Annotated in this window: 18 protein-coding genes; 14 read left to right on the top strand and 4 right to left on the bottom strand. The window is 63.3% G+C overall.

The genetic code is table 11. The annotated features are described in order from the left end of the window. Positions 1-161 precede the first annotated feature (161 nt). The gene (locus KW821_RS14285; RefSeq protein ID WP_218291915.1) at positions 162-1,196 is read right to left on the bottom strand and encodes a porin; all 1,035 of its coding nucleotides are present in this window, start codon (positions 1,194-1,196) and stop codon (positions 162-164) included. Between the two features lie 386 nt (positions 1,197-1,582). Here KW821_RS14285 and dinG point away from each other — a divergent pair, with 386 nt between their 5' ends. From dinG to KW821_RS14300, 3 genes are all read left to right on the top strand, one after another. Next, positions 1,583-3,655: an ATP-dependent DNA helicase DinG gene (gene dinG, locus KW821_RS14290; RefSeq protein WP_218291916.1), complete on the top strand. Its 2,073-nt coding sequence runs from the start codon at positions 1,583-1,585 to the stop codon at positions 3,653-3,655. Between the two features lie 144 nt (positions 3,656-3,799). After that, positions 3,800-4,459, top strand: coding sequence for a DUF2057 domain-containing protein (locus KW821_RS14295; RefSeq protein ID WP_218291917.1), 660 nt, complete (start codon positions 3,800-3,802; stop codon positions 4,457-4,459). 69 nt (positions 4,460-4,528) lie between these two features. Beyond that, a complete protein-coding gene (locus KW821_RS14300; protein WP_042654575.1) occupies positions 4,529-5,425 on the top strand; it encodes a histone deacetylase in 897 nt (298 codons plus the stop codon). A gap of 172 nt (positions 5,426-5,597) precedes the next feature. Here KW821_RS14300 and KW821_RS14305 read toward each other — a convergent pair whose 3' ends face one another. Beyond that, positions 5,598-6,746: an MFS transporter gene (locus KW821_RS14305; protein WP_042654574.1), complete on the bottom strand. Its 1,149-nt coding sequence runs from the start codon at positions 6,744-6,746 to the stop codon at positions 5,598-5,600. Positions 6,747-7,268: 522 nt separating this feature from the next. Continuing rightward, positions 7,269-8,219 carry a ribosome biogenesis GTPase YlqF gene (ylqF, locus tag KW821_RS14310; protein WP_042654573.1) on the bottom strand — a complete coding sequence of 317 codons (951 nt, stop codon included), beginning with the start codon at positions 8,217-8,219 and terminating at the stop codon, positions 7,269-7,271. 309 nt (positions 8,220-8,528) lie between these two features. Between ylqF and KW821_RS14315 the strand changes: the two genes are divergently transcribed. From KW821_RS14315 to KW821_RS14365, 11 genes are all read left to right on the top strand, one after another. Next, positions 8,529-9,920 (top strand): alkaline phosphatase, encoded by a 1,392-nt coding sequence (locus tag KW821_RS14315; protein WP_218291918.1) that lies wholly within the window; start codon positions 8,529-8,531, stop codon positions 9,918-9,920. Between the two features lie 22 nt (positions 9,921-9,942). Beyond that, positions 9,943-11,322, top strand: coding sequence for an alkaline phosphatase (locus tag KW821_RS14320; RefSeq protein WP_371317044.1), 1,380 nt, complete (start codon positions 9,943-9,945; stop codon positions 11,320-11,322). Positions 11,323-11,367: 45 nt separating this feature from the next. Further along, positions 11,368-12,051 carry a hypothetical protein gene (locus tag KW821_RS14325; protein ID WP_218291995.1) on the top strand — a complete coding sequence of 228 codons (684 nt, stop codon included), beginning with the start codon at positions 11,368-11,370 and terminating at the stop codon, positions 12,049-12,051. 80 nt (positions 12,052-12,131) lie between these two features. Then, positions 12,132-12,863 (top strand): ABC transporter substrate-binding protein, encoded by a 732-nt coding sequence (locus tag KW821_RS14330; RefSeq protein ID WP_218291919.1) that lies wholly within the window; start codon positions 12,132-12,134, stop codon positions 12,861-12,863. Positions 12,864-13,093: 230 nt separating this feature from the next. Next, on the top strand, positions 13,094-13,489 hold the full coding sequence (gene rnk / locus KW821_RS14335; protein WP_033131171.1) for a nucleoside diphosphate kinase regulator: 396 nt from the start codon (positions 13,094-13,096) through the stop codon (positions 13,487-13,489). A gap of 205 nt (positions 13,490-13,694) precedes the next feature. Beyond that, positions 13,695-14,285, top strand: a complete 591-nt coding sequence (gene uhpA / locus KW821_RS14340) for a transcriptional regulator UhpA (RefSeq protein WP_033131170.1) — start codon at positions 13,695-13,697, stop codon at positions 14,283-14,285. Beyond that, complete coding sequence (uhpB, locus tag KW821_RS14345) at positions 14,282-15,799, top strand: signal transduction histidine-protein kinase/phosphatase UhpB (protein WP_218291920.1); 1,518 nt, start codon at positions 14,282-14,284, stop codon at positions 15,797-15,799. The genes uhpA and uhpB overlap by 4 nt, the downstream gene beginning before the upstream one ends. 27 nt (positions 15,800-15,826) lie before the next feature. Next, positions 15,827-17,161, top strand: coding sequence for an MFS transporter (locus tag KW821_RS14350; protein ID WP_218291921.1), 1,335 nt, complete (start codon positions 15,827-15,829; stop codon positions 17,159-17,161). Positions 17,162-17,629: 468 nt separating this feature from the next. Further along, the gene (locus tag KW821_RS14355; protein ID WP_218291922.1) at positions 17,630-18,418 is read left to right on the top strand and encodes a transporter substrate-binding domain-containing protein; all 789 of its coding nucleotides are present in this window, start codon (positions 17,630-17,632) and stop codon (positions 18,416-18,418) included. 98 nt (positions 18,419-18,516) lie between these two features. Further along, complete coding sequence (locus KW821_RS14360; protein ID WP_218291923.1) at positions 18,517-19,476, top strand: amino acid ABC transporter permease; 960 nt, start codon at positions 18,517-18,519, stop codon at positions 19,474-19,476. A 60-nt stretch (positions 19,477-19,536) separates the two neighbouring features. Then, positions 19,537-20,280: an amino acid ABC transporter ATP-binding protein gene (locus tag KW821_RS14365; protein ID WP_256353496.1), complete on the top strand. Its 744-nt coding sequence runs from the start codon at positions 19,537-19,539 to the stop codon at positions 20,278-20,280. Positions 20,281-20,354: 74 nt separating this feature from the next. Here KW821_RS14365 and KW821_RS14370 read toward each other — a convergent pair whose 3' ends face one another. After that, positions 20,355-20,717, bottom strand: coding sequence for a hypothetical protein (locus KW821_RS14370; RefSeq protein ID WP_218291924.1), 363 nt, complete (start codon positions 20,715-20,717; stop codon positions 20,355-20,357). Between the last annotated feature and the right edge of the window lie 179 nt (positions 20,718-20,896).

A 20,896-nucleotide genomic window follows, 5' to 3' on the forward strand; every position in this document is an offset into this window, starting at 1 on the left:
GCGCCAAGGGCAAAAAAGAGACAACGTGAGCTGGCGCAAAGGAGAATAGGGAAAAGAGGGTTGCCAGGGCGGCTGACGAGAGGACAGATGGGAGGAACAGACAAAACAAAACGGCCAAGCAAGCTTGGCCGTTTATCCACTAACTCAGTACCAGGACTGGATTAGAAGTTGTATTGCAGGGCAACAGTGAACTCGTCGTCCAGGTCGTCGATACCCTGGATTTTGTATTCAGTGTAAGCCTTCAGCTTGGAAGTGAAGTTGTACTGCACGCCCAGCAGGGTTTCGTCAACTTGGTCTTCGTAGGAAGAACCAGCCAGCTTGTCCTTGCCTTCCTTGTAGTTGTAACCGGCCAGGAAGGTCCAGGCGTCGACGTTGTAGGAGGCAGCCAGCTCGTAACCGTGGCCTTTGCCGCCGTTACCGTTGCTGTCATTGCTGATCTCGCCTTCGGTGTAGACACCGGCGAAGTAGAAGCCGTTGATGGCGTAGTGTGCGCCAACAGCCCACTCGGTCTTGTCACCGGAATCACCAGTGATCTTGTTCTCCAGGTCGGAGTAAGCGTAACCGGCGTTCAGGCCCAGACCGAAGTCGAAGTCATAACCGGCAGCAGCTGCATAGCCGTAGTTACGCTTCAGGTTGGGGAACACGTCAGTAACGGTTTGACCACCTACGTCAGAGACGATGACAGCGGTGTCGTCGTTGGTCTGATAGGACAGCTTGCCCTTGAAGCCCTGGTAGCTGTTGGAGTAGATGATCTGGCCTTCTTGACGACCGTCGTAGTAGTTACCTACGTCACCCCATTCGTTGAAGATATCGGTCGGCTCCAGCACGTCGTAGAACGCGGTGTCGGTTTGGCCGAAGATGATCTTACCGTATTGGGTACCATCGAAACCGACATAAACGTGACGAGCCTTGAAGGTGTCGCTGTCAGAATCGTTGTTGTTGGAGTTCTCGGAAGCGACCTGCCACTCGGTCTTGGCGATGCCAGACCAGGTGTTATTCAGGGCAACTTTGCCGGACCAACCCAGACGGGAGGTACCGATCAGCTCTGCATCAGCATCGTTGTGGTCGGTGTAGTAGTTAGCCTGAACACGGCCATAGATATCAAAAGAAGTACCGTCTTTGTCATAAACTACTGCGGCGTTAGCGGCAGATGCGAACAGAGCCGGGATAGCGATAGCCAGAATTGTCTTTTTCATAGTTGTTTCCAATGCCTACTGTAATTAAACACTAAGTCCTTGTTATTCCCTGTGTTAGCGATGTTCTTTGCATCACTATGCCGCCGAGACTATCACTGGGTTTTCCGATCCGCAACGAAAAAACTTGGAACTTTTCGGCAAATGCATAGTCAAAACGAAAATTTTGTGAGCTGAATCTCACATTATTTGCTCCGCCAGGGAAAACGTTTACAGCGATAGTCACTGCTTTTCTCGCCCAATTTTGGGGATTTATTGCACCGCCACGAGCCCCCAGACTATAAACGCCGAGTCCGGGCGGCAGAGCCTGATCTCTCCTTGCCTCGACCCCACCAGCCTGTTGCGGGTATCCTGTCTTCCATCCCCTTCGACACGGTCACCGCTCATTCATGCTATCTACCCGCCTCAAAGCCGCCATTCGCAATACCTATCGACAGATTGCCGATGGCTTACCCGGTTTTGTGCCGCGCAAGGAGCAGAATTTTCTGGTGGCCGAGATCGCCAAAACCCTGACCGGCGAATATGACAGGGCCCGTCGTATCCTGGTGGCCGAGGCGGGCACCGGCATCGGCAAATCCCTCTCCTATGCCCAGGGCGCCATCCCGGTGGCGCGCCTCACCCAGAAGAAGCTGATCATCTCCACCGCCACCGTCGCCCTGCAAGAGCAACTGATCCACAAGGATCTGCCGTTCTATCACCGCCACAGCGAGCTGCCGTTTCGCTTCATGCTGGTCAAGGGGCGTCAGCGTTACTGCTGCGAGCACCTGCTGGAGCAGGCCGCCCAGGGCGCGGAGATGGCCAACTTTGAATTCGATTTCGGCGCCCTGAGCAAACACAAGCCGACGGACGCCGACAAGGCGCGCTATCAGGCGCTGTGGCAGGCCTATACCGACGGCAAGTGGGACGGGGACAGAGACAACTGGGCGCAACCCATTCCGGACCTGTGCTGGGAGCGGATCGCCGCCGACCGCCACAGCTGCAACAAGGCGCTGAGCCACCACCAGCACTGCCCCTTCCATCGCGCCCGCAACGACATGGACGCCGCCGATGTGTTGGTGGTCAACCATGCCCTGCTGCTGTCGGATCTCACCATGGGGGGTGGCATCATCCTGCCGCCGCCGGACGAATGCATCTACGTGCTGGATGAGGCCCATCACCTGCCGACCATAGCGCGGGATCACGGCGCCGCTTCCGCCAGCGTGAAGGGCTCGCGCCGCTGGCTGGAGAAGCTGGCGCAGAGCGCGGGCAAGCTGGCCCGGGCCCTCAACAAGGAGAGCCTGATCGATCCCCAGCTGAAGCTGCAGGATGCGCTGGCCTCCCTGCAACCCGATCTCAAGGCGCTGGAGCAGTGGCTCGCCGGCAACGAGCAGCTGTTTGGCAGCGAGCAGCACCACAGATTTGCCGACGGCGTGCTGCCCGAGCCCCTGCCCATGCTGGCGGAGAACCTGAAGGAGGCGAGCAAGAAGGCGCTGCGGGCGCTGGACAGGATGCAAGGCGCCATCGGCGAGGCGCTCAAGGATGGCGAAATCCGGCGCAAGGAGGCCGAGCCCCTGCTGGCGGAGAGCGGTTTTCACCTGCAGCGGCTGGAGAGCTTCTGCGCCCTGTGGGAGATGCTGGGGCGCCACGTGCCGACCGGCAAGACCCCGCTGGCCCGCTGGATGGCCAAGAGCGACGATGGCGACATCTGGCTGCACGCCTCCCCCATCGAGGTGGGCTACCTGCTGGAGGAGTGGCTCTGGTCCCGTTGCATCGGCGCCGTGCTGGTGTCGGCCACCCTCACCGCCCTCTCCTCCTTCAGCTATTTCCGCCATCAGGTGGGACTGAAGGAGCACGATGGCACCCGTTATCTGCGCCTGCGCTCCCCCTTCGATTACCACAAGGCGGAGCTCTACCTGCCCAAGATGGCCCATGAGCCCAGTGCCCCCGCCTTTACCCAGGAGCTGGTCGATACCCTGCCCCGCCTGCTGGCGGGCAAGGAGGCGAGTCTGGTGCTGTTCTCCTCCTACCGGCAGATGAACGAAGTGGCGCTGGGGCTGCGGGCAAAAGGGCTGTCGCTGCTGGTGCAGGGCGAGGCCTCCCGCAACGCCCTGCTCAGCCTGCACAAACAGAAATGCGACGGCGGCCAGGCCAGCATACTGTTCGGCACCGGCAGCTTCTCCGAGGGGCTGGATTTGCCCGGTCACTACCTCACCAATCTGGTGATCACCAAGCTACCCTTCGCCGTGCCGAACTCCCCAGTGGAAGAGGCGACCGCCGAGTGGGTCGAGAAACGGGGTGGCAACCCCTTCCTGCAGCTGACGGTGCCAGAAGCATCCCGCAAACTCATTCAGGCCTGTGGTCGCCTGATCCGCAAGGAAGCCGATCGGGGCCGAGTGACCATTCTCGATCGGCGCCTGCTGACCAAGCGCTACGGCAAGGGCCTGCTCGATGCGCTTCCCCCCTTCACCCGCCGCATCGAGTAACAGGCACCCTGACTTATTTGATAGACAAGTCAGTAGCCATCCCGCCGGGGGCGCCATAAACGCCTATTGCTGCTGTGGGGCAAACCTGCAAAAATGAGCCCCTATTTTTCAGTGGGCAATCGCCTGACTGTTCAAGGAGATGAAATGAAACTGACTGTTCTGGTGCCGGCCCTGGCTGGTCTGTTGTGGGCAGGTAGCGCCCTGGCAAGTAGCCAACTGGAAATAAGCAATCCCTACGTGGTGCAGTTACTCGACGGCGTGACCATCAATCCCAAGCTGCTCGACAAGACCAGCAGCTTCCCCATCGGAGCCGGCAAGCACCAGCTGGTGGTGGCCTTCGAAGGCAACTACTCCAACCGGAACGACATCAAGCTGGTGACCGCCGAACCGCTGGTGATCAACTTCACCGCCGCCGACAACCAGACCCTGATGCTGGATTACAAGAAGCCCCGTACCGAAGAAGAAGCCAAGCAGTTCGTGAAAGAGCAGAAGGTCGTCCTCAAGGACAAGAGCAGCGGCCAGGCCCTGGCCAGCGAGCAGTTCGTCATGCCGACCGTCGGTGGCTTCCAGCTGACCCGCGACTACCAGCAAGAACTGCTCAAGATGGGCAAGGCCTTCAACCAGCCAACCGCCGTTGCCGTCTCCAGCGCCGCCGTGATGGCTGCCGCCAGCGCCCCGGTCGCAGCTGCACCGAGCAAGGCCCAGAGCAATCCGGAAGCCCTGACCCAGCTGCAAAACTGGTACAACAAGGCCGATGCGGAAACCCGCAAAGCCTTCCAGATCTGGGTGATCCAGCAGCAGTAATGGCGTCTTCATGCCAGCAAACAAGGGGAGCCTGGCTCCCCTTTTTCGTATCTTCCCCCGCCTGATCCCATGTCCCTTCGCATCTTTCATCACGCCACTTACTCCGCCCTGACGCTGCCCGAGCGCCACCGCTTTCCGCTGGCCAAGTATCAGGCGCTCTACCAGAGGCTTCTGGCATTAGGGTATCCGCTGGAGGAGGCCCTCCCCGCCAGCCATGAACAGCTGGTGCGGGTCCACGACGCCGACTATGTGCAGGCAGCCCTGGCCGGTCGGCTCGACAAGCAGGCCATCCGCCGGCTCGGTTTCCCCTGGTCGCCCCTGCTGATCGAGCGCACCCTGCACTCGGTCGGCGCCACCCTGGCGGCCAGCCGCCATGCCCTCACCCAGGGCTGTGGCCTGCAGGTGTCCGGCGGCTATCACCATGCCCACAGGGCGCATGGCAGCGGCTTCTGCCTGTTCAACGATCTGGTGATCGCGGCCCGGGCCTGCTTGGACGAGGGACGCTGCGAGCGGGTGCTGATCGTGGATCTCGACGTCCATCAGGGGGATGGCAGCGCGGCGCTGTGCGCCGGCAGCCGTGACATCATCACCCTCTCCCTGCACGGCGAGCACAATTTCCCCCGCGACAAACCGGCCTCCCACCTGGACTTCGCCCTGCCAAGCGGCATGCAGGACGATGCCTACCTCGACACCCTGGCCCAGGCGCTGTCACTGGCGCTGCGCCTGTACGGCCCGGATCTCATCCTCTATCAGGCCGGGGTCGATGTGCATCAGGCCGATGAGCTCGGCTATCTCGCCCTGAGCGATGCCGGGGTGCGCCAGCGGGACGCCATGGTATTCGACTGCGCGTGGCAGCAGGGCCTGCCCATCGCCGCCGTGCCGGGGGGCGGTTACCGGCGCGACTGGCCGCAGCTGATCCCGCTGCACCTGTCCCTGTTCGAAGAGGCGAAAAAACGCTACGGCTAGCACCCCTGCCCCGCTTGCCAGCTCCTGATAACAACAAGGCGGCCCCGGGGCCGCCTCTTCTTATACAGCGCACAACTGCGCCATGCCGAGCCTGTCACCAGAGACAGGACAGGCACGGCGTCATCCATGACTCTCGGCGCCCCTTTCCATCAGGGATGTGCCGTCAGGGCCATCAGGCATGTGCCACCGGCGTCGGATGTTCACCCATGGGACGCCGCAGCATCAGCAGATAGATAAACGACACGCTGGCTATCATGATAAACAGCAGGTTATCCGAGTAGTGCTGCATCAAGAGCGCGGTATAGGCCGGGCCGAGCAGGCTGCCGATGGTGTAGCTCAACAGCAGCGCCTGATTCATCGCCACCAGCTGATGCTGCTCGACCTTCTCGCAGGCCCAGGCCATGGCTACCGGGTAGAGCGTAAAGCCGGCGGCGCCAAGGATGAAGAGCGCCGGGCCCATCGCTACGGCACCGAGCATCGCCAAAGCGCCAAGGATAACCACCAGCACCTGCATCCGCAGTACCGGCAAGCGACCGAACCTGTCCGCCAGACGGCCTATCGGCCACTGCCCCAGGATGCCAGCACTCACCATCACCGCCATCCAGTAGCCAATACCGGCATCACTCACCCCCTGGTGGTTCAGGTAGAGTGGCATCAGGCCATAGAGCGACCCCAGCACTATGCCGGATATGATGCAGCCATTGACCCCAAGACGCGCCTGACGCAGGCGCAGCATCGGCCACACCCGGGTTGTCCCCTGCTGTTCGCTGTGCTCGTTGACAATGCGGGTGAACAGCAGCGGCAGGATCGCGGCCAATACCAGGCCAGTCACCCAGGGCAACACATCCATCAGACCGGTCGGCAGCGTGCTGACCAAGAGTTGCCCGAGCACTGTCCCCATGTAATAGACCATCATGTAGGCGGCGAGCAGGCGCCCCCGATTGCGCGCGTTGCCGCTGCACATCAGCGCACTCTCAACCACCACCCAGATCATGGCGCAGCCGACGCCTGCGATAAATCGCCAGGTGAGCCAGCTCCAGAAGCCAAGGGTGAGCCCTAACCCGACACAGCCTGCGGCAAAGAGGGCGGAGGCCAGGTAGTAGCTGCGGTTGAACCCGACGCGCTTGATCAGCGCTCCCGCCAGCAGGGTCCCCAGCAGGTTGCCGCTGAAATAGGAGGAGCCGACCATGCCCACCTGCCAGGTCGGCAGATTGTCATGGGCGAGCCAGAGCGGTACCAGGGTATTCAACACCGCGATGGCCAGGGTCAACAGCAGCAGGCCACAGAGCAATAACAGCACTGGCCGGGAGTATGTGGTCATGGATAAAACCGTGAGGAGAGTCAAAATGCGAGCGCATCATGCCACTGCCAAATCCATTGTCAATCGGCACTGAACGAGCGGCAGCCAGGTTTGGCTTCGCACAGGCGTTGCCTCATTGATCTGCCCCTGCAACGCCTGCTCAGCAGCAGGATTATCCCATTGATTAACTGGACCTTGGGCTAGCAGGGAAGGGATATGGTCGATTGAGGATCCTCATCCATCTTTTAGCGACGGTATGAAGGTGAAAACGTGCTGCTGGCGCTGCGCGAGGAGGTGAGACGGCAAAAAGCACAGGGTGACGGCGACCGGCGCGACTGGCCGTAGCTGATCCCGCTGCACCTCTCGCCGTTTGAGGAGACCCACAGGCACTTCGGCTGAGGCCATCCCTGAGCCTGGTCCCATCAATAAAAGAGGCGACCCTGGGGTCGCCTCTTTTATTTGCCTCGTCAGCATGGGCCTCCGGTCGTCCGATCAGGTTGTGCCAGTCGAACCCATGGACCCGTCTGAATGAAGGCTGGATGTTTACTTCTGACGCTTCTTGGCGTACTTGCGGCGGGCGCGCGCCTGGCGCTCCTCTTCCCGCTCGGCCTTCTCCTTGGCCTTCTCCTCAGCCTCTTCTGCTGCCGCAACTATCTCGGCGCTCACCATCTCCGGGGTCTCCAGCGAGATGCGACCGAGCAGGCCGGAGCGGAACTCGTTGACCAGGATCTCGGACGCCTTGTGCAGGTCGGCCAGGCCGCCTTTGCGCACGAAGGCGCGCTGACGGGCGATCATCTCCAGCAGCTCGATCTCGGTCTCCGGCAGATCCGCAATCTGGTAGCGCGCCTTGATGCGCTCCGGATAGGCCTTGATGAAGTAATCGGCGGCGAACATGGCGATGTCGGCATAGTCGAACACCGTGTCCTTGATGGCCGCGGTGACCGCCAGCCGATAGCCGCAGGAGGGCGGGTTGAGCTTGGGCCAGAGGAAGCCCGGGGTGTCGGTCAGGATGACGTTGTTGTCGAGCTTGATCCGCTGCTGGGACTTGGTCACCCCCGCCTCGTTGCCGGTGCGGGCTATGGTGCGCCCCGCCAGGGTGTTGATCAGGGTGGACTTGCCCACGTTGGGGATGCCCATGATCATGGCCCGCACGCCGCGCAGGTCGAAGTTACGCTCCGGCAGCATCTCGTGGCACAGGGCCAGCAGGTTCTTGATCTTCTCAGGCTCCTGCTGGGTCAGGGGCAACGCCTTGATCCCCTTCTCTTTCTCCATGTGCGCCACCCACAGCTCGGTGATCGCCGGATCGGCGAGATCCGCCTTGTTCAGCACCTTGATCACCGGGGTATCGCCACGCAATTCGGGCACCAGAGGGTTTTCGCTGGAGAAGGGGATGCGGGCATCGAGCATCTCGATGATGACATCGACCTGGGGCATGACCTCGGCAATCTCTTTGCGGGCCTTGTGCATGTGGCCGGGGAACCAGTTGATGGACATATCCGTTACTCTCTAAAAGGGGCTGCGGGCGCGCTGTGGCGGCTGGAGCGGACGTCGGGCGTCGCAAGGGGGCGCATTTTACCTGCTGGAGCCCCAATTTGACAGGCCATTCTAGCCCGTGGCACGGGAACCACCAAGCTGGCGGTCGGGTCGGGTCCGGGGTGTCGACCGCCAGGGTGCCCACATAAATAAGTGATTGATACAACATCACATTTAAATCCCGCCTTCACCGTATTGTCATCCACATTCACTAAAAGTGTCATCTGATCCCTCTAGGCTTCGCTCAGGTTTTACAAGGAGCGAACCCCAATGAGAAAAATGGCAGGACTTGCATTGATGATCGGCGCCGCCCTGGCCGCCGGCTGCAACTCCACAAACGACAGCGACACCCCTGAACCCAGCGCCAAGAATGTGATCTTCTTCCTCGGCGATGGCATGGGCCTCAACACCCTGACCGCGGCCCGCATCTACGGCGTCGGGGAAGAGGGCAGTCTCACCATCGACACCCTGCCGGAGACGGCCTTCATCAAGACCTTCTCCCACGACTCCCAGGTCACCGACTCGGCCCCCTCCATGGCCGCCTACATGACCGGGGTCAAGAGCAACAACGGCGTCATCAGCATGGACAGTGATGCCACCCAGGAGAGTGACTGCAGCCAGAGCGCCGGCAAGCCGGTCACCACCCTGCTGGAGCTGGCCAAGGCCGACGGCCGCGGCACCGGCGTGGTCACCAGCACCCGGGTCACTCACGCCACCCCGGCCGCCACCTATGCCCACATCTGCAACCGGGATCTGGAGGCGGACATCGCCGCCCAGCTGGTGCCGGGCGGTGCCGGCTACAACGGCGCCTTGAAAGAGGGGCTGGACGTGGTGCTGGGGGGTGGCAGCAGCTTCTTCCTGCCGGCGGCCGACCAGGGCAAGCGGGAGGATGGCCGCAACCTCATCAACGAGATGCAGGCCAAGGGCTACCAGTTCGCCAGCAACCTGGATCAACTGAACCAGGCCGAGGCGGGCAAGCCGCTGCTGGGACTGTTTGGCTCCAGCCACATGAAATATGACCTGGACAGGCCGGCCAGCGAGCCGTCACTGGCCCAGATGACCCTGGCTGCCATCAAGCAGCTCAAGGACAAGGAGAAGGGCTACTTCCTGATGGTGGAAGGGGGCCGCATCGATCACGCCCTGCACGACACCAACGCCAAGCGCGCCCTGCAGGACACCCTCGCCTTCGACGACGCCATCAAGGCCGCCATCGACGAGGTGAAGAAAACCGACCCCGAGCTGAAGAACACCCTGATCGTGGTCACCGCCGACCATGACCATACGCTGGTGCTCAACGGTTATGCCAAGCGTACCGGCAAGACCACCGCCGACAACCCGGGCGTGCTCGGGCTGGTGAAGAACTACGAAACCGGCGAACCGAGCAAGGATGCCGACGGTATGCCCTACACCATCATCGGCTTCGGCAACGGCTACAACCGGGTGGATGGCTCGCGCAGCAGCGTGGCCGCGCTGGACGATGCCACTGTCTCGGCCGACGACTATCACCAGGAGGTGGTGGTCAAGGTGGGTGACATAGGCAACGAAACCCATGGCGGCACCGACGTCTTCCTCGGCGCCATCGGCCAGGGAGCGGACAGCTTCCACGGCTCTCTCGACAACACCGCCGTGTTCGGCAAGGTCAAAGCTGCGGCCAAGCTGTAAGGAGCATTCCATGAGAACAAGCATGACAACAACCATGAAAAAGACCCTGGTGTGCACCGCCCTGTTCGGTGCCCTGGGTGGCCTGTCCCAGGCCCAGGCCAGCGACGCCAAGAATGTGATCCTGTTTATCGGTGACGGCATGGGCCCCACAGTGCTCACCGCCACCCGGCTGTTCAAGGTGGGGGAAGAGGGCAATCTGGAGATCATGAAGCTGCCCCGCAGCGCCCGCATCAAGACCTTCTCCAACGACGCCCAGACCACGGACTCGGCCCCCTCAATGGCGGCCTACACCACGGGCGTCAAGATGAACAACGAGGTGATCGCCATGAGCAGCGATACCCAGGCCGTTGCCCCGGCTAAGGACATCAACGGCAACAAGGGCATCAACAACTGCACCGGCGACAACGGCACCCCGGTGCCGACCATACTGGAGCTGGCCAAGGCGGCGGGTAAATCGGTCGGTGCCGTCACCACCACAGAGCTGACCCATGCCACCCCGGCCGCCACCTACTCCCACATCTGCCACCGGGACGCGGCCTACGCCATCGCCGAGCAGGCGGTACCGGGCGGTGCCGGCTTCAACACCGCGCTCGGGGACGGGGTCGACGTGCTGATGGGGGGCGGTGCCAATCACTGGACCCCCTACAGCGCCAGCAACAAGGGCGGCCGGGCCGATGGCCGGGATCTGACCGCCGAGCTCAGCGCCCAGGGCTATCAATACGTCACCACCCAGGGCGATCTGGCCAAGGTCAGCAGCGGCAAGGTGCTCGGCCTGTTCAGTGCCAAGTCCCACCTCGACTATGAGTTGGACCGCGTCGCCAAGGGCGCCGCCAATACCCAGCCGTCCCTGTCCGAGATGACCGCCAAGGCGATCGATCTGCTGAGCCAGAACAGCCAGGGCTACTTCCTGATGGTGGAGGGGGGTCGCATCGACCACGCCCTGCACGCCACCAACGCCAAGCGCTCCCTCACCGATGCGGTGGCGCTGGACGAGGCGGTCAAGACGGCGCTCGGCAAGGTGGACTTGAGCGATACCCTGATCGTGGTCACCGCCGATCACGACCACACCATGACCATCAACGGCTACTCCGCCAAGGGCAACAAGGTGCTGGATCTGGTCAAGAACGGCGACGGCACTACCCAGAACGACGTGGATGGCAAGCCCTTTACCACCCTGGTATTCGGCAACGGTCCCAACCGCGCCGACGTGCGCCCCACCCTCACCAGCGATCAGGTGATGGCGGACGACTACCTGCAGGAGACCGGCGTCAAGCTCGGCGCCGAGACCCATGGCGGCGGCGATGTGATGCTGTTTGCCGATGGCGCGGGCAGCGACCGCTTCAAGGGCACGCTGGACAACACCAAGGTGTTCGGCAAACTGCGGGAGGCGCTCGGCCTGTAAGTGGCAGGGGCCCGCACGGGCCCCTGCTCTTTCGAGCGACAGATGATGAGAAGACTCTTGCTCCCCTTGCTGCTACTCGGCAGCACCCTCTTTACGCAGGCGCGGGCCGACGAGGCGCCGGATCTCGCCGCCCGCATCAGTTATCAGGACAGCGTCACCGGCAGCGACGGCATAGCCCGGGCGAACCAGTGGCAGGAGAAGTGGATGCGGGTCGGCAACCAGGTGTGGAGCCAGCGGCTGATCCCGCTGCCCCTGGCCCGCGCCTACCACGCCAGCCACGACGCCAACCCCGGCCACAAGCACTTCACCCACCAGATGGCAGCCCGCTGGGTCAGCCGCGCCGAGGATGGCGAGCTGCAGCTGCGCTACGCGGATGCCTGGCACAATCAGCTGGTGGAGGTGCCCGCCGAGGAGTATGGCCAGGTCGCCTTCAAACCCGACTGGACGCGCATTCGCCATCTCGTGGATCCCGCCCTGCTGCAAGGCATGACCGCCCTCGACGAGACGGCGCCCGAGCAGGCGCGCTGGTACGAGAAGCGAGAGGGCAAGCAGCGCACCCGGATCCTCTGGTCGAGCCAATGGCAGATCCCCCTGGTGGTGGAGTCCGCGAGCCTGGACGGCTATCGCAGCTACCGCATGACGCTGACCCTCAAGCCGTTGCCCAAGCAGCTGCCCTGGCAACAGCTGGACGGCTACCAGACCCTGGACCTGCGCGACTTCTTCGACTAAGGGCGCCCCCGCCACGGGAGGCGCTCACTTTACGGGCAGAGATGGTACACTTCGCGTACTCATCCTTGTCCCGGTCCGTTATGCGTATTTCCGTCTTGCTGCTTGCCTTCGGTGCCCTCTTGACCACGGAGTCAGCCCACGCCGTGGTGGTCATCGCGGCCGAGGTGCCCCCCTATGTCATTCGTTCCTACCAGGGCGCCCCGAGCGGCATGACCATCGAGGTGCTGGAGGAGGCGGCCCGCCGCCTGGATGAACCCCTGACCTTCGAGTTGATGCCGATGGCCCGCGCTCTCATCCAGACCCGCCACCGGCCGGACGTGCTGCTGCTGCCGCCGGTGCGCAGCCCCCAGCGCGAGTCCCAGTTTCTCTGGATAACCCCCCTGCTGGACGAGGCCTTCGTGCTGGTCAGCCACCGCCAGCATCATCCCGCCCCGCTCACCATCGAGGAGCTGCCCGCGCAGACCATAGGGGTGATGCGCGGCTCCTATGGCCAGAGCCTGATCCAGTCCATCGCCGAGACCAGGGTGGAGCCGGTGGCGGCGGAGGCCAACAACGCCAACAAGCTGGCGCTGGGCCGCATCCAGGGCTGGGCCGTGGCCTGGAACACCGCCCGCTATACCCAGCAGCAGGCCGGCTTGCCGCTGGCCAGCCTGGTGCGCGGCGAGACCCTGCAGCGCACGGCCATCTACCTCGCCGCCCACCCCGACTTCCCGCCCAAAGAGGCGGCCCGCTGGCGCAAGGCGATCCAGGCCATGCGCCGGGACGGCAGCCTGGCCAACATCATCAAGCAGTACGATTATCAGGCGCCCTGAGCCCTCGGCCGGGGCAATTGCCAAAGCCGTCCAGAATGGTTATGGTATCCACATGAAAGCGCTCATGATTTTTTCAAGTCTGCTCACACCCCATTGAGCCCCCGCCCTCGCCCCTGACCGCGAGTCGTTCGGGGGCACCGCCTGTGCGATCTCTTTACAGCCTCTGACTTTTTCGACCGACCAGCCTGCCCGTCATCCTGGTCCTGTCCGCCATTGATAAGGAATGCCCTATGAAACAACCTCATCTCGTGATCTCCAGCCTGGATCTGGATCGCATCGAACAGTTGCTCGGCAACCATCCCCAGCACCTGGCCCTGCAAGAGGAGCTGGATCGCGCCGAGATCCGCGAGCCCGCCGACATGCCGCCGGACGTGGTGACCATGAACAGCACGGTGCGCTTCAAGATGCAAAACAGCGGCTCCGAGTTCTGCCTGACCCTGGTCTATCCGAAGGATGCCCAGGGGGACGAGTCCAAGATCTCGGTGCTGGCACCGGTCGGCAGCGCCCTGCTGGGCCTGAAGGTGGGTGACAGCATCGCCTGGCCGGGCCCCGCCGGTCGCACCATCCAGGTCGAGATCCTGGAGGTGGTCTACCAGCCGGAGCGGGCGGGCGAGCTGCACCGCTAGTCGCCGCGGACGCGCGTCAGCCTGCTCGGGGCGGCGCGTCCCTTGCTGAGCGGCCAGGCGCCTGCCCTCCTGATCCCGATCAAGCTTTGGGTGCACGCCGCCACTTATCTTGGTCACTCTTTGCCCTCCCCCTTGAGCCTGACCTCGGCCACGGGTATCTTGTTGGCCGCGCCAGCACCCTGGCCGCAGATTTCAGGCTGACATCATGATAAAAATTGCCCTCATCGACGATCACCAGATCGTCCGCTCCGGCTTCGCCCAACTGCTCAATCTCGAACCCGATCTGCGGGTCGTTGCCGAATTCGGCAGCGCCGCCGAGGCGCTGGCGGGCCTGCCCGGCAGCGGCGTCCAGCTGTGCGTGTGCGACATCTCCATGCCGGATCAGTCCGGGCTGGAGCTGCTCAAGCGCCTGCCCGCCGGCCTCGCCGTGGTGATGCTGTCGGTGCACGACAGCCCGGCGCTGATCGAGCAGGCGCTGCAGGCGGGGGCCAAGGGCTTTCTCTCCAAGCGCTGCAGCCCGGAGGAGCTTATCGCCGCGGTGCGCACCGCCGCCCACGGCGGCTGCTACCTGACCCCGGACATCGCCCACAAGCTCGCCAGCCACAGCCGGGATCCCCTCACCAACCGGGAGCGGGAGGTGGCGCAGCTGCTGGCCCGCGGGCTGGAGGTGAAGGCCATCGCCGAGCAGCTCGGGCTCTCCCCCAAGACGGTGCACGTCCACCGCGCCAACCTGATGGACAAACTCCAGGTCAGCAACAACGTGGAGCTGGCCCACCGCATGCTGGACAGCTGGTGATCCCCCGTATTGCCAGCTATGTCGCCATCTCGCTGGCGGCCTGCTTCATCTTCGCCGCCGGCTGGTTCTGCCTGTGGAGTATCGGCCTGCACCTGGCGGGCGGCCCGGTGCTGGCGGTGCTGCTGTTCCCGTTCGGGCTGCGGCTCGGCTTGCTGCTGCAGAGCCCCCTCGCCTACTGGCCGCCCTTGCTGCTGTGTGAAACCCTGCTGCTCTATTGGCTCGACGGCGAGATAGGCCTGCCAGCCTGGCCGCTGATCCAGGCCGGCACCCTGCTCACCCTGCTGCCGCTGCTCATCGCCCGCCGCCAGCGGGTGCGCAACGACTGGCAGCAGCTGCTGGTACTGCTGGCCACCGTCACCGCGGCGGCGCTGCTGCAGTCCCTGCTCTGGCACCTGGCCGGGGAGGATGGCCTCACTGCCCTGCTGCTGACCCTGACCGGCGGCCTGACCCTCACCTCCACCTGCATGCTGATCTGGCACTACCTCACCCGCGCCACCTGGGTGCCGCTCGGTCCGGCGCTGATCGATCAACCGGTGGACTGGCGCTTTCGCCACCTGATCTGGTACCTGCTGCTGTTCGTTCTCAGCCTCTGGCTGCAGCTCGGCCTGCCGGACTCGCTGGTGCGCTTCACCCCCTTCTGCCTCGCCATCCCCATCATGGCCATGGCCTGGCGTTACGGCTGGCAGGGGGCCCTGCTCGCCACCCTGATGAACACGGTGGCGCTGATGGCGGGCCAGGCCTGGCACGATCACCCGCTTGACCTGCTGCTCTCCCTGCTGGCCCAGAGCCTGACCGGCCTGCTGCTCGGCGCCGGCATCCAGCGCCAGCGCGAGCTGAACCAGGCGCTGACCCGCCAGCTCGCCCACAACCGCCAGCTCACCGAGCGGCTGCTGGAGACAGAGGAGAGTATCCGCAAGGAGGTGGCCCGCGAGCTGCACGACGACATAGGCCAGACCATCACCGCCATCCGCACCCAGGCGGGGATAGTGCGCCGGCTGGCGCCGGACAACCCTGGGGTCGGCCAGAGCAGCGCCCTCATCGATACGTTGTCGCTCGGCATCTATGACGCCGTGCGCGGCCTGCTCGGCCGGCTGCGTCCACGCCAGCTCGACGACATGAGCCTGGAGCAGGCGGTGCAGAGCCTGCTGCGGGAGCTGGAGCTGGAACGCCACGGCATAGTCACCCGGCTCGAATGGCGGCTGGCGGACGAGGATCTCTCCGATGCCCAGCGGGCCACCCTGTTCCGGGTCTGCCAGGAGGGGCTCAACAACGTGGTGAAGCACGCCAACGCCAGCTCGGTCCGCATTAGCGCCCAGCAGCAGGGGGAGCGGTTGCAGCTGCTGCTGGAAGACGACGGCTGCGGCCTGCCCGAGCAGACGGCCCAGGGCTACGGCCTGCTCGGCATCCGCGAGCGGGTGCAGGCGCTGGGGGGCAACCTGCAGCTCTCCTGCCTGCACGGCACCCAGCTGACCCTGAGCCTGCCCAGCCGCAAGCGAGACGAGCCCCATGCGTAACGACCCACTCTGGACGAGCCCAGTGCCATGCTGAACTTTATGAAGAGCCGCCCGGCGGCCCCCCTGGTGCGGGATCAGCGCGAGATCGATGCCAGCTATCGCCACTGGCGCCTGCACATCTTGCTGACCATGTATCTGGGCTACGCGGTGTTCTACTTCACCCGCAAGAGCTTCAACTTCGCCATGCCGGACATGCTGGCGAGCGGCATGCTGGACAAGGCCGACATCGGCATGCTGTGGACCCTGTTCTACCTCACCTACGGCTGCTCCAAGTTCTTCTCCGGCATCATCAGCGACAGGGCCAACCCCCGTTACTTCATGGGGTTGGGGCTGATGGCGACCGGGGTCATCAATATATTGTTCGGCCTCTCCTCGTCGCTCTGGCTGTTCGCGGCACTCTGGGTCGCCAACGCCTTCTTTCAGGGCTGGGGCTGGCCCCCCTGCTCCAAGCTGTTGACCAGCTGGTATTCGCGCACCGAGCGCGGCTTCTGGTGGTCGGCCTGGAACACGGCCCACAACGTGGGCGGCGCGCTGATCCCGCTCATCGTCAGCACCATCGCCCTGCAGCATGGCTGGCGCTACGGCATGATAGTGCCGGGCCTCATCGCCATACTGGTCGGGCTGATCCTCTGCTGGCGACTGCGGGATACCCCGAGCACCCTGGGGCTGCCCACGGTCGGGCAGTGGCGAAGCGATGCGCTGGAGATAGCCCAACAGACCCAGGATGCCGATCTGACGCCGCGCCAGATCCTGCGCAAGTACGTGCTCGGCAACCCCTACATCTGGCTGCTGGCCTGCTGCTACGTGCTGGTCTACGTGGTGCGTACCGCCATCAACGACTGGGGCAACCTCTACATGACGGAGCAGCGCGGCTTCAACCTGATGAGCGCCAACTCGGCCATCTCCATGTTCGAGGTCGGGGGCTTTATCGGCGCCCTGGTGGCGGGCTGGGGATCGGACAAGCTGTTCAACGGCAACCGGGGACCGATGAACCTCATCTTCGCGGTGGGGATACTGCTGGCGGTGGGATCGCTCTGGCTGATGCCCTTCTTCAGCTACGTGATGCAGGCGGCCTGCTTCTTCACCATCGGCTTCTTCGTGTTCGGCCCGCAGATGCTGATCGGCATGGCCGCCGCCGAGTGCTCCCACAAGGATTGCGCCGGGGCCGCCACCGGCTTCGTCGGCCTGTTTGCCTACATGGGGGCGGCGCTGGCGGGCTATCCCCTGGCCAAGGTGATGGAGATCTGGCACTGGAACGGCTTCTTCGTGGTGATCTCGGTGGCGGCCGGGGTCTCGGCCCTGTTGCTGCTGCCCTTCCTCAAGGCCCAGGCGCCGCGCCCCCTGCTCGCCGAGCCGGCCTGACGGCGACCTTCGGGTCGGTCCCTCGTCGCGCAGTCAGCATCTCTCCCGCCTCCTGGCCGCCGCTCGGCTTGAGGCCATCGAGTCCCAGCCCACCGCGGCCGAAGAGGGGTCATCCGACTATGGTTCGTCATCATCAAGCCCATTTGATCCCCGTTGATCCGGCGAAAGTGCCCCTTATAAGCTTTTGGACTTGAACCCACGGCGTTAGATGGATATGTTGTTTTCATGTGGTTTTATGAGCCAGGCCGCGAGGAAAAAGTCGCACTAACCTATTGAGTCATCTGGCACAATCGGCTTTTGGTACATTTTTCACTCAGCGCGCCATTCATAGAATCTCATATGGGGCTTCTACCCAACTCAAGACAATAATCCTGTCTTGCCTGTTGCCGGATGCAGCAGTCTCTTGTGCCACGGAGTCGCACGGGATCAGGTTCAAGGCCGAACACACTTTCGACAGAGACGTCACTTATGATCAAAAAACTCATTCTCTCTACCCTGCTGCTGTGCGGGCTGGCCAATGCCGCCCCCAGCTCCACCCTGGATGCCGTGCTGGAGCGCGGTGTGCTGCGCGTCGGCTTCGATGCCGGCTATCAACCCTTCGAGATGACCAACAAGCAGGGCCAGTACATCGGCTTCGACGTGGACCTGGCCAAGATGGTCGCCAAGGAGATGGGGGTCAAGGTCGAGTTCGTCAACACCGCCTGGGACGGCATCATCCCGGCCCTCTTGACCGACAAGTTCGATGTCATCATGGGTGGCATGACGGTCACCCCCCAGCGCAACCTGCGCGTCAACTTCGCCGACCCCTACATAGTCGTCGGTCAGACCATAGTGCTGCGCAAGGACAAGGCGGGCGAGATCAAGTCCTTCCAGGATCTCAACGATCCCAAGTACAAGATCGCGGTCAAGCTCGGCACCACAGGCGAGCAGGCGGTCAAGCGCATGATCCCGAAAGCCACCCTGCTGCAGTATGAAACCCAGGACGACGCCAAGCTGGAAGTGATCAACGGCAAGGTGGATGCCTTCATCTACGATCTGCCCTACAACGCCATCTTCGCCTCCCAGAATCAGGGCGCCGTGGTGCACCTCGACAAGCCGTTCACCTTCGAGCCGCTGGCCTGGGCCATCCGCAAGGGGGATCAGGACACCCTCAACTGGCTGAACAACTACCTGCGCCAGATCAAGGGCGATGGCAGCTACGACCGCCTCTACAAGAAGTGGTTTGAATCCAACGCCTGGTTGAATCAACTCAAATAACCTCTCAAGGGGCGGCCCGGCCGCCCCTTCACGCAGTTCCCCACACAATAACGACAAGAGAGGTTGTGACAGTGATCAACCCCAAATCCACAAGACAGATGGAAAAACAACCCAATCAGCTGCTCTGGCATGGCATCTTCCTGCTGCTGCTGCTGACCGCCGTCTTTGGCATTTACAAGGCCGTGCAATCGGTGGATTACACCTGGCGCTGGGAACGCATCCCCCAGTACATCGCCTACCAGGCCGAACAGAAGAATTACGCCGAGTTTGACGGCACCGTAGTGGCCGGCACCACAGCCGCCGAGAAGGGCCAGCTGTTCCTGCAAAACGATACCGATCCCGGCCAGCGCCAGCCCATTGCCGCCAGCGGCGCCCAGGTTGCCGAAGGGGATACCGTCTTCCTCGGCGATACCCTGGATATCGAACTCACCTGGACCGCAGGCCCCATCGCCTGGGGTGTCTGGGTCACGGTCAAGCTCTCCCTGGTGGCGGGCATCTTCGCCATCCTGCTCGGTACCCTGGCCGGCCTCGCCCGCCTCTCCCCCAACCCGGCCCTGCGCAACCTGGCGGTCACCTATGTGGAGCTGATCCGTGGCACCCCGCTGCTGGTGCAGATCTTCATCGTCTACTTCTTCATCGGCACCGTACTCAATCTGGATCGCTTCACCGCCGGGGTGGCGGCGCTCGCGGTCTTCACCGGCGCCTATGTGGCCGAGATAGTGCGCGCCGGCATCAGCTCCATCCACAAGGGCCAGATGGAGGCGGGCCGCAGCCTGGGGCTGACCTCGGCCCAGACCATGCGCTACGTGATCCTGCCCCAGGCGTTCAAGCGGGTATTGCCCCCCCTGGCAGGCCAGTTCATCAACCTGATCAAGGACTCCTCCCTGGTCTCCGTCATCTCCATCACGGATCTGACCAAGGCCGGCCGCGAGGTGGTCAGCTCCACCTTCAGCCCGTTCGAGGTGTGGTTCACCGTGGCCCTGCTCTATCTGGTATTGACCGGCACCCTCTCCTTCCTGGTGCGTCGTCTGGAGGTGAAATATGCGCGCAGCAACTGATCCCATCATCGAGACCGGCGACCCGAGACAGATCGACGCCGGGAGGACCGAGGCATGACCATGCGTAACAAAGCGGACCCCATCATCAAGGCCACCGGCGTGGAGAAGATCTATGCCGGCGGCGTGCACGCCCTGAAGAACGTCAGCACCCAGGTGGCCGAAGGAGAGGTGGTGGTGATCGTCGGCCCAAGCGGCTCCGGCAAATCCACCTTCCTGCGCACCCTCAACCAGCTGGAGACCATCAACGACGGCGACATCCTGATCGATGGCATCTGCCTGACCGAACCGGGGGATGTCAACAAGCTGCGGGAAGAGGTGGGCATGGTGTTCCAGTCCTTCAACCTCTTCCCCCATCTCAACGTACTGGACAACATCAGTCTCGCTCCCCAGAAGGTGCGCGGTCTGTCGCGCAGCGACGCGCAGGACAGGGCCAAGGCGCTGCTGCTCAAGGTGGGGCTGGCCAACAAGGCCGAGAGTTATCCGTCCCAGCTCTCCGGTGGCCAGCAGCAGCGGGTGGCCATCGCCAGGGCGCTCGCCATGCAGCCGCGCATCATGCTGTTCGATGAGCCTACCAGCGCCCTCGATCCCGAGATGGTGGGCGAGGTGCTGGACGTGATGAAGGGGCTGGCCCGGGAGGGCATGACCATGGTGGTGGTGACCCACGAGATGGGCTTCGCCCGCGAGGTAGCGGACAGGGTGCTGTTCATGGAGGGCGGCGAGCTGCTGGTGGATGAGAAGCCCACCGACTTCTTCGACAACCCCCCCTCCCCGCGCCTGCGCCAGTTCCTGAGCCAGGTGTTGTAAGCAAAAGGAAGAAAACGAAGAGGGAGCCCAGGCTCTCTCTCTTATTTGATGCCGGGACCGGCCAGCGCGGTCCCTCAGAAGCGGTAACGGCTCATCAGCCCCGCATAATGCTGATCGGGCAGCAGAACCGGCGCCAGTAACCAGCGATCCGTACCATAGGCCCCCAGAGCCGCCCCCAGCGCATTGGCCCCCGCATCCAGGGCGGAGAACTCGCCGTTGCTCGACGCCAGCTCCCCCACCACCCCTATGCCGGTGGCAATTCCGAACCCGACCCAGCCCCTCTGCTCCCGATAGCCGTAATGATCGGCAACTGCCGTGAAGCCGGCCCCCATGGCCGCGCCGCCGATGAAATGGCTCAACTCGCTGTTGAAGCTGTCGTTGGCCTGCACACTCGTGCTCAACAGGCCGAACATGACGCACACCAGGATCGCTCTCATCTGTCCTCCACCGCCGGCACCTTGCCGCCCATGGCACCCCGGGAAAGGTACCAGCTTCCAGTGTAAGCGAGGGCTCGCCAGACGACAGGACGCCGGCAGCGGGGTGACGCGTCCAGGGGTGCATCACCAATGCTCATCATTTGCCAGCAGAAACAAGCGGTTGAACAGGTCACCAGGCA

Origin of the sequence: Aeromonas sp. sif2416, assembly GCF_019218665.1 — a bacterium.
In the GTDB taxonomy this organism is placed as follows: Bacteria; Pseudomonadota; Gammaproteobacteria; order Enterobacterales; family Aeromonadaceae; genus Aeromonas; species Aeromonas encheleia.

Excerpts from the sequence above, each read along its gene's own strand:
- KW821_RS14315 (WP_218291918.1), top strand. The coding sequence starts at position 8,529 with ATGAGAAAAATGGCAGGACTTGCATTGATGATCGGCGCCGCCCTGGCC.
- KW821_RS14365 (WP_256353496.1), top strand. The coding sequence starts at position 19,537 with ATGCGTAACAAAGCGGACCCCATCATCAAGGCCACCGGCGTGGAGAAG.
- KW821_RS14350 (WP_218291921.1), top strand. The coding sequence starts at position 15,827 with ATGCTGAACTTTATGAAGAGCCGCCCGGCGGCCCCCCTGGTGCGGGAT.
- KW821_RS14360 (WP_218291923.1), top strand. The coding sequence starts at position 18,517 with ATGGAAAAACAACCCAATCAGCTGCTCTGGCATGGCATCTTCCTGCTG.
- KW821_RS14370 (WP_218291924.1), bottom strand. The coding sequence starts at position 20,717 with ATGAGAGCGATCCTGGTGTGCGTCATGTTCGGCCTGTTGAGCACGAGT.
- rnk (WP_033131171.1), top strand. The coding sequence starts at position 13,094 with ATGAAACAACCTCATCTCGTGATCTCCAGCCTGGATCTGGATCGCATC.
- KW821_RS14285 (WP_218291915.1), bottom strand. The coding sequence starts at position 1,196 with ATGAAAAAGACAATTCTGGCTATCGCTATCCCGGCTCTGTTCGCATCT.
- KW821_RS14295 (WP_218291917.1), top strand. The coding sequence starts at position 3,800 with ATGAAACTGACTGTTCTGGTGCCGGCCCTGGCTGGTCTGTTGTGGGCA.
- KW821_RS14325 (WP_218291995.1), top strand. The coding sequence starts at position 11,368 with ATGAGAAGACTCTTGCTCCCCTTGCTGCTACTCGGCAGCACCCTCTTT.
- ylqF (WP_042654573.1), bottom strand. The coding sequence starts at position 8,219 with ATGTCCATCAACTGGTTCCCCGGCCACATGCACAAGGCCCGCAAAGAG.
- dinG (WP_218291916.1), top strand. The coding sequence starts at position 1,583 with ATGCTATCTACCCGCCTCAAAGCCGCCATTCGCAATACCTATCGACAG.
- KW821_RS14300 (WP_042654575.1), top strand. The coding sequence starts at position 4,529 with ATGTCCCTTCGCATCTTTCATCACGCCACTTACTCCGCCCTGACGCTG.
- KW821_RS14320 (WP_371317044.1), top strand. The coding sequence starts at position 9,943 with ATGACAACAACCATGAAAAAGACCCTGGTGTGCACCGCCCTGTTCGGT.
- uhpA (WP_033131170.1), top strand. The coding sequence starts at position 13,695 with ATGATAAAAATTGCCCTCATCGACGATCACCAGATCGTCCGCTCCGGC.
- KW821_RS14355 (WP_218291922.1), top strand. The coding sequence starts at position 17,630 with ATGATCAAAAAACTCATTCTCTCTACCCTGCTGCTGTGCGGGCTGGCC.
- KW821_RS14330 (WP_218291919.1), top strand. The coding sequence starts at position 12,132 with ATGCGTATTTCCGTCTTGCTGCTTGCCTTCGGTGCCCTCTTGACCACG.
- KW821_RS14305 (WP_042654574.1), bottom strand. The coding sequence starts at position 6,746 with ATGACCACATACTCCCGGCCAGTGCTGTTATTGCTCTGTGGCCTGCTG.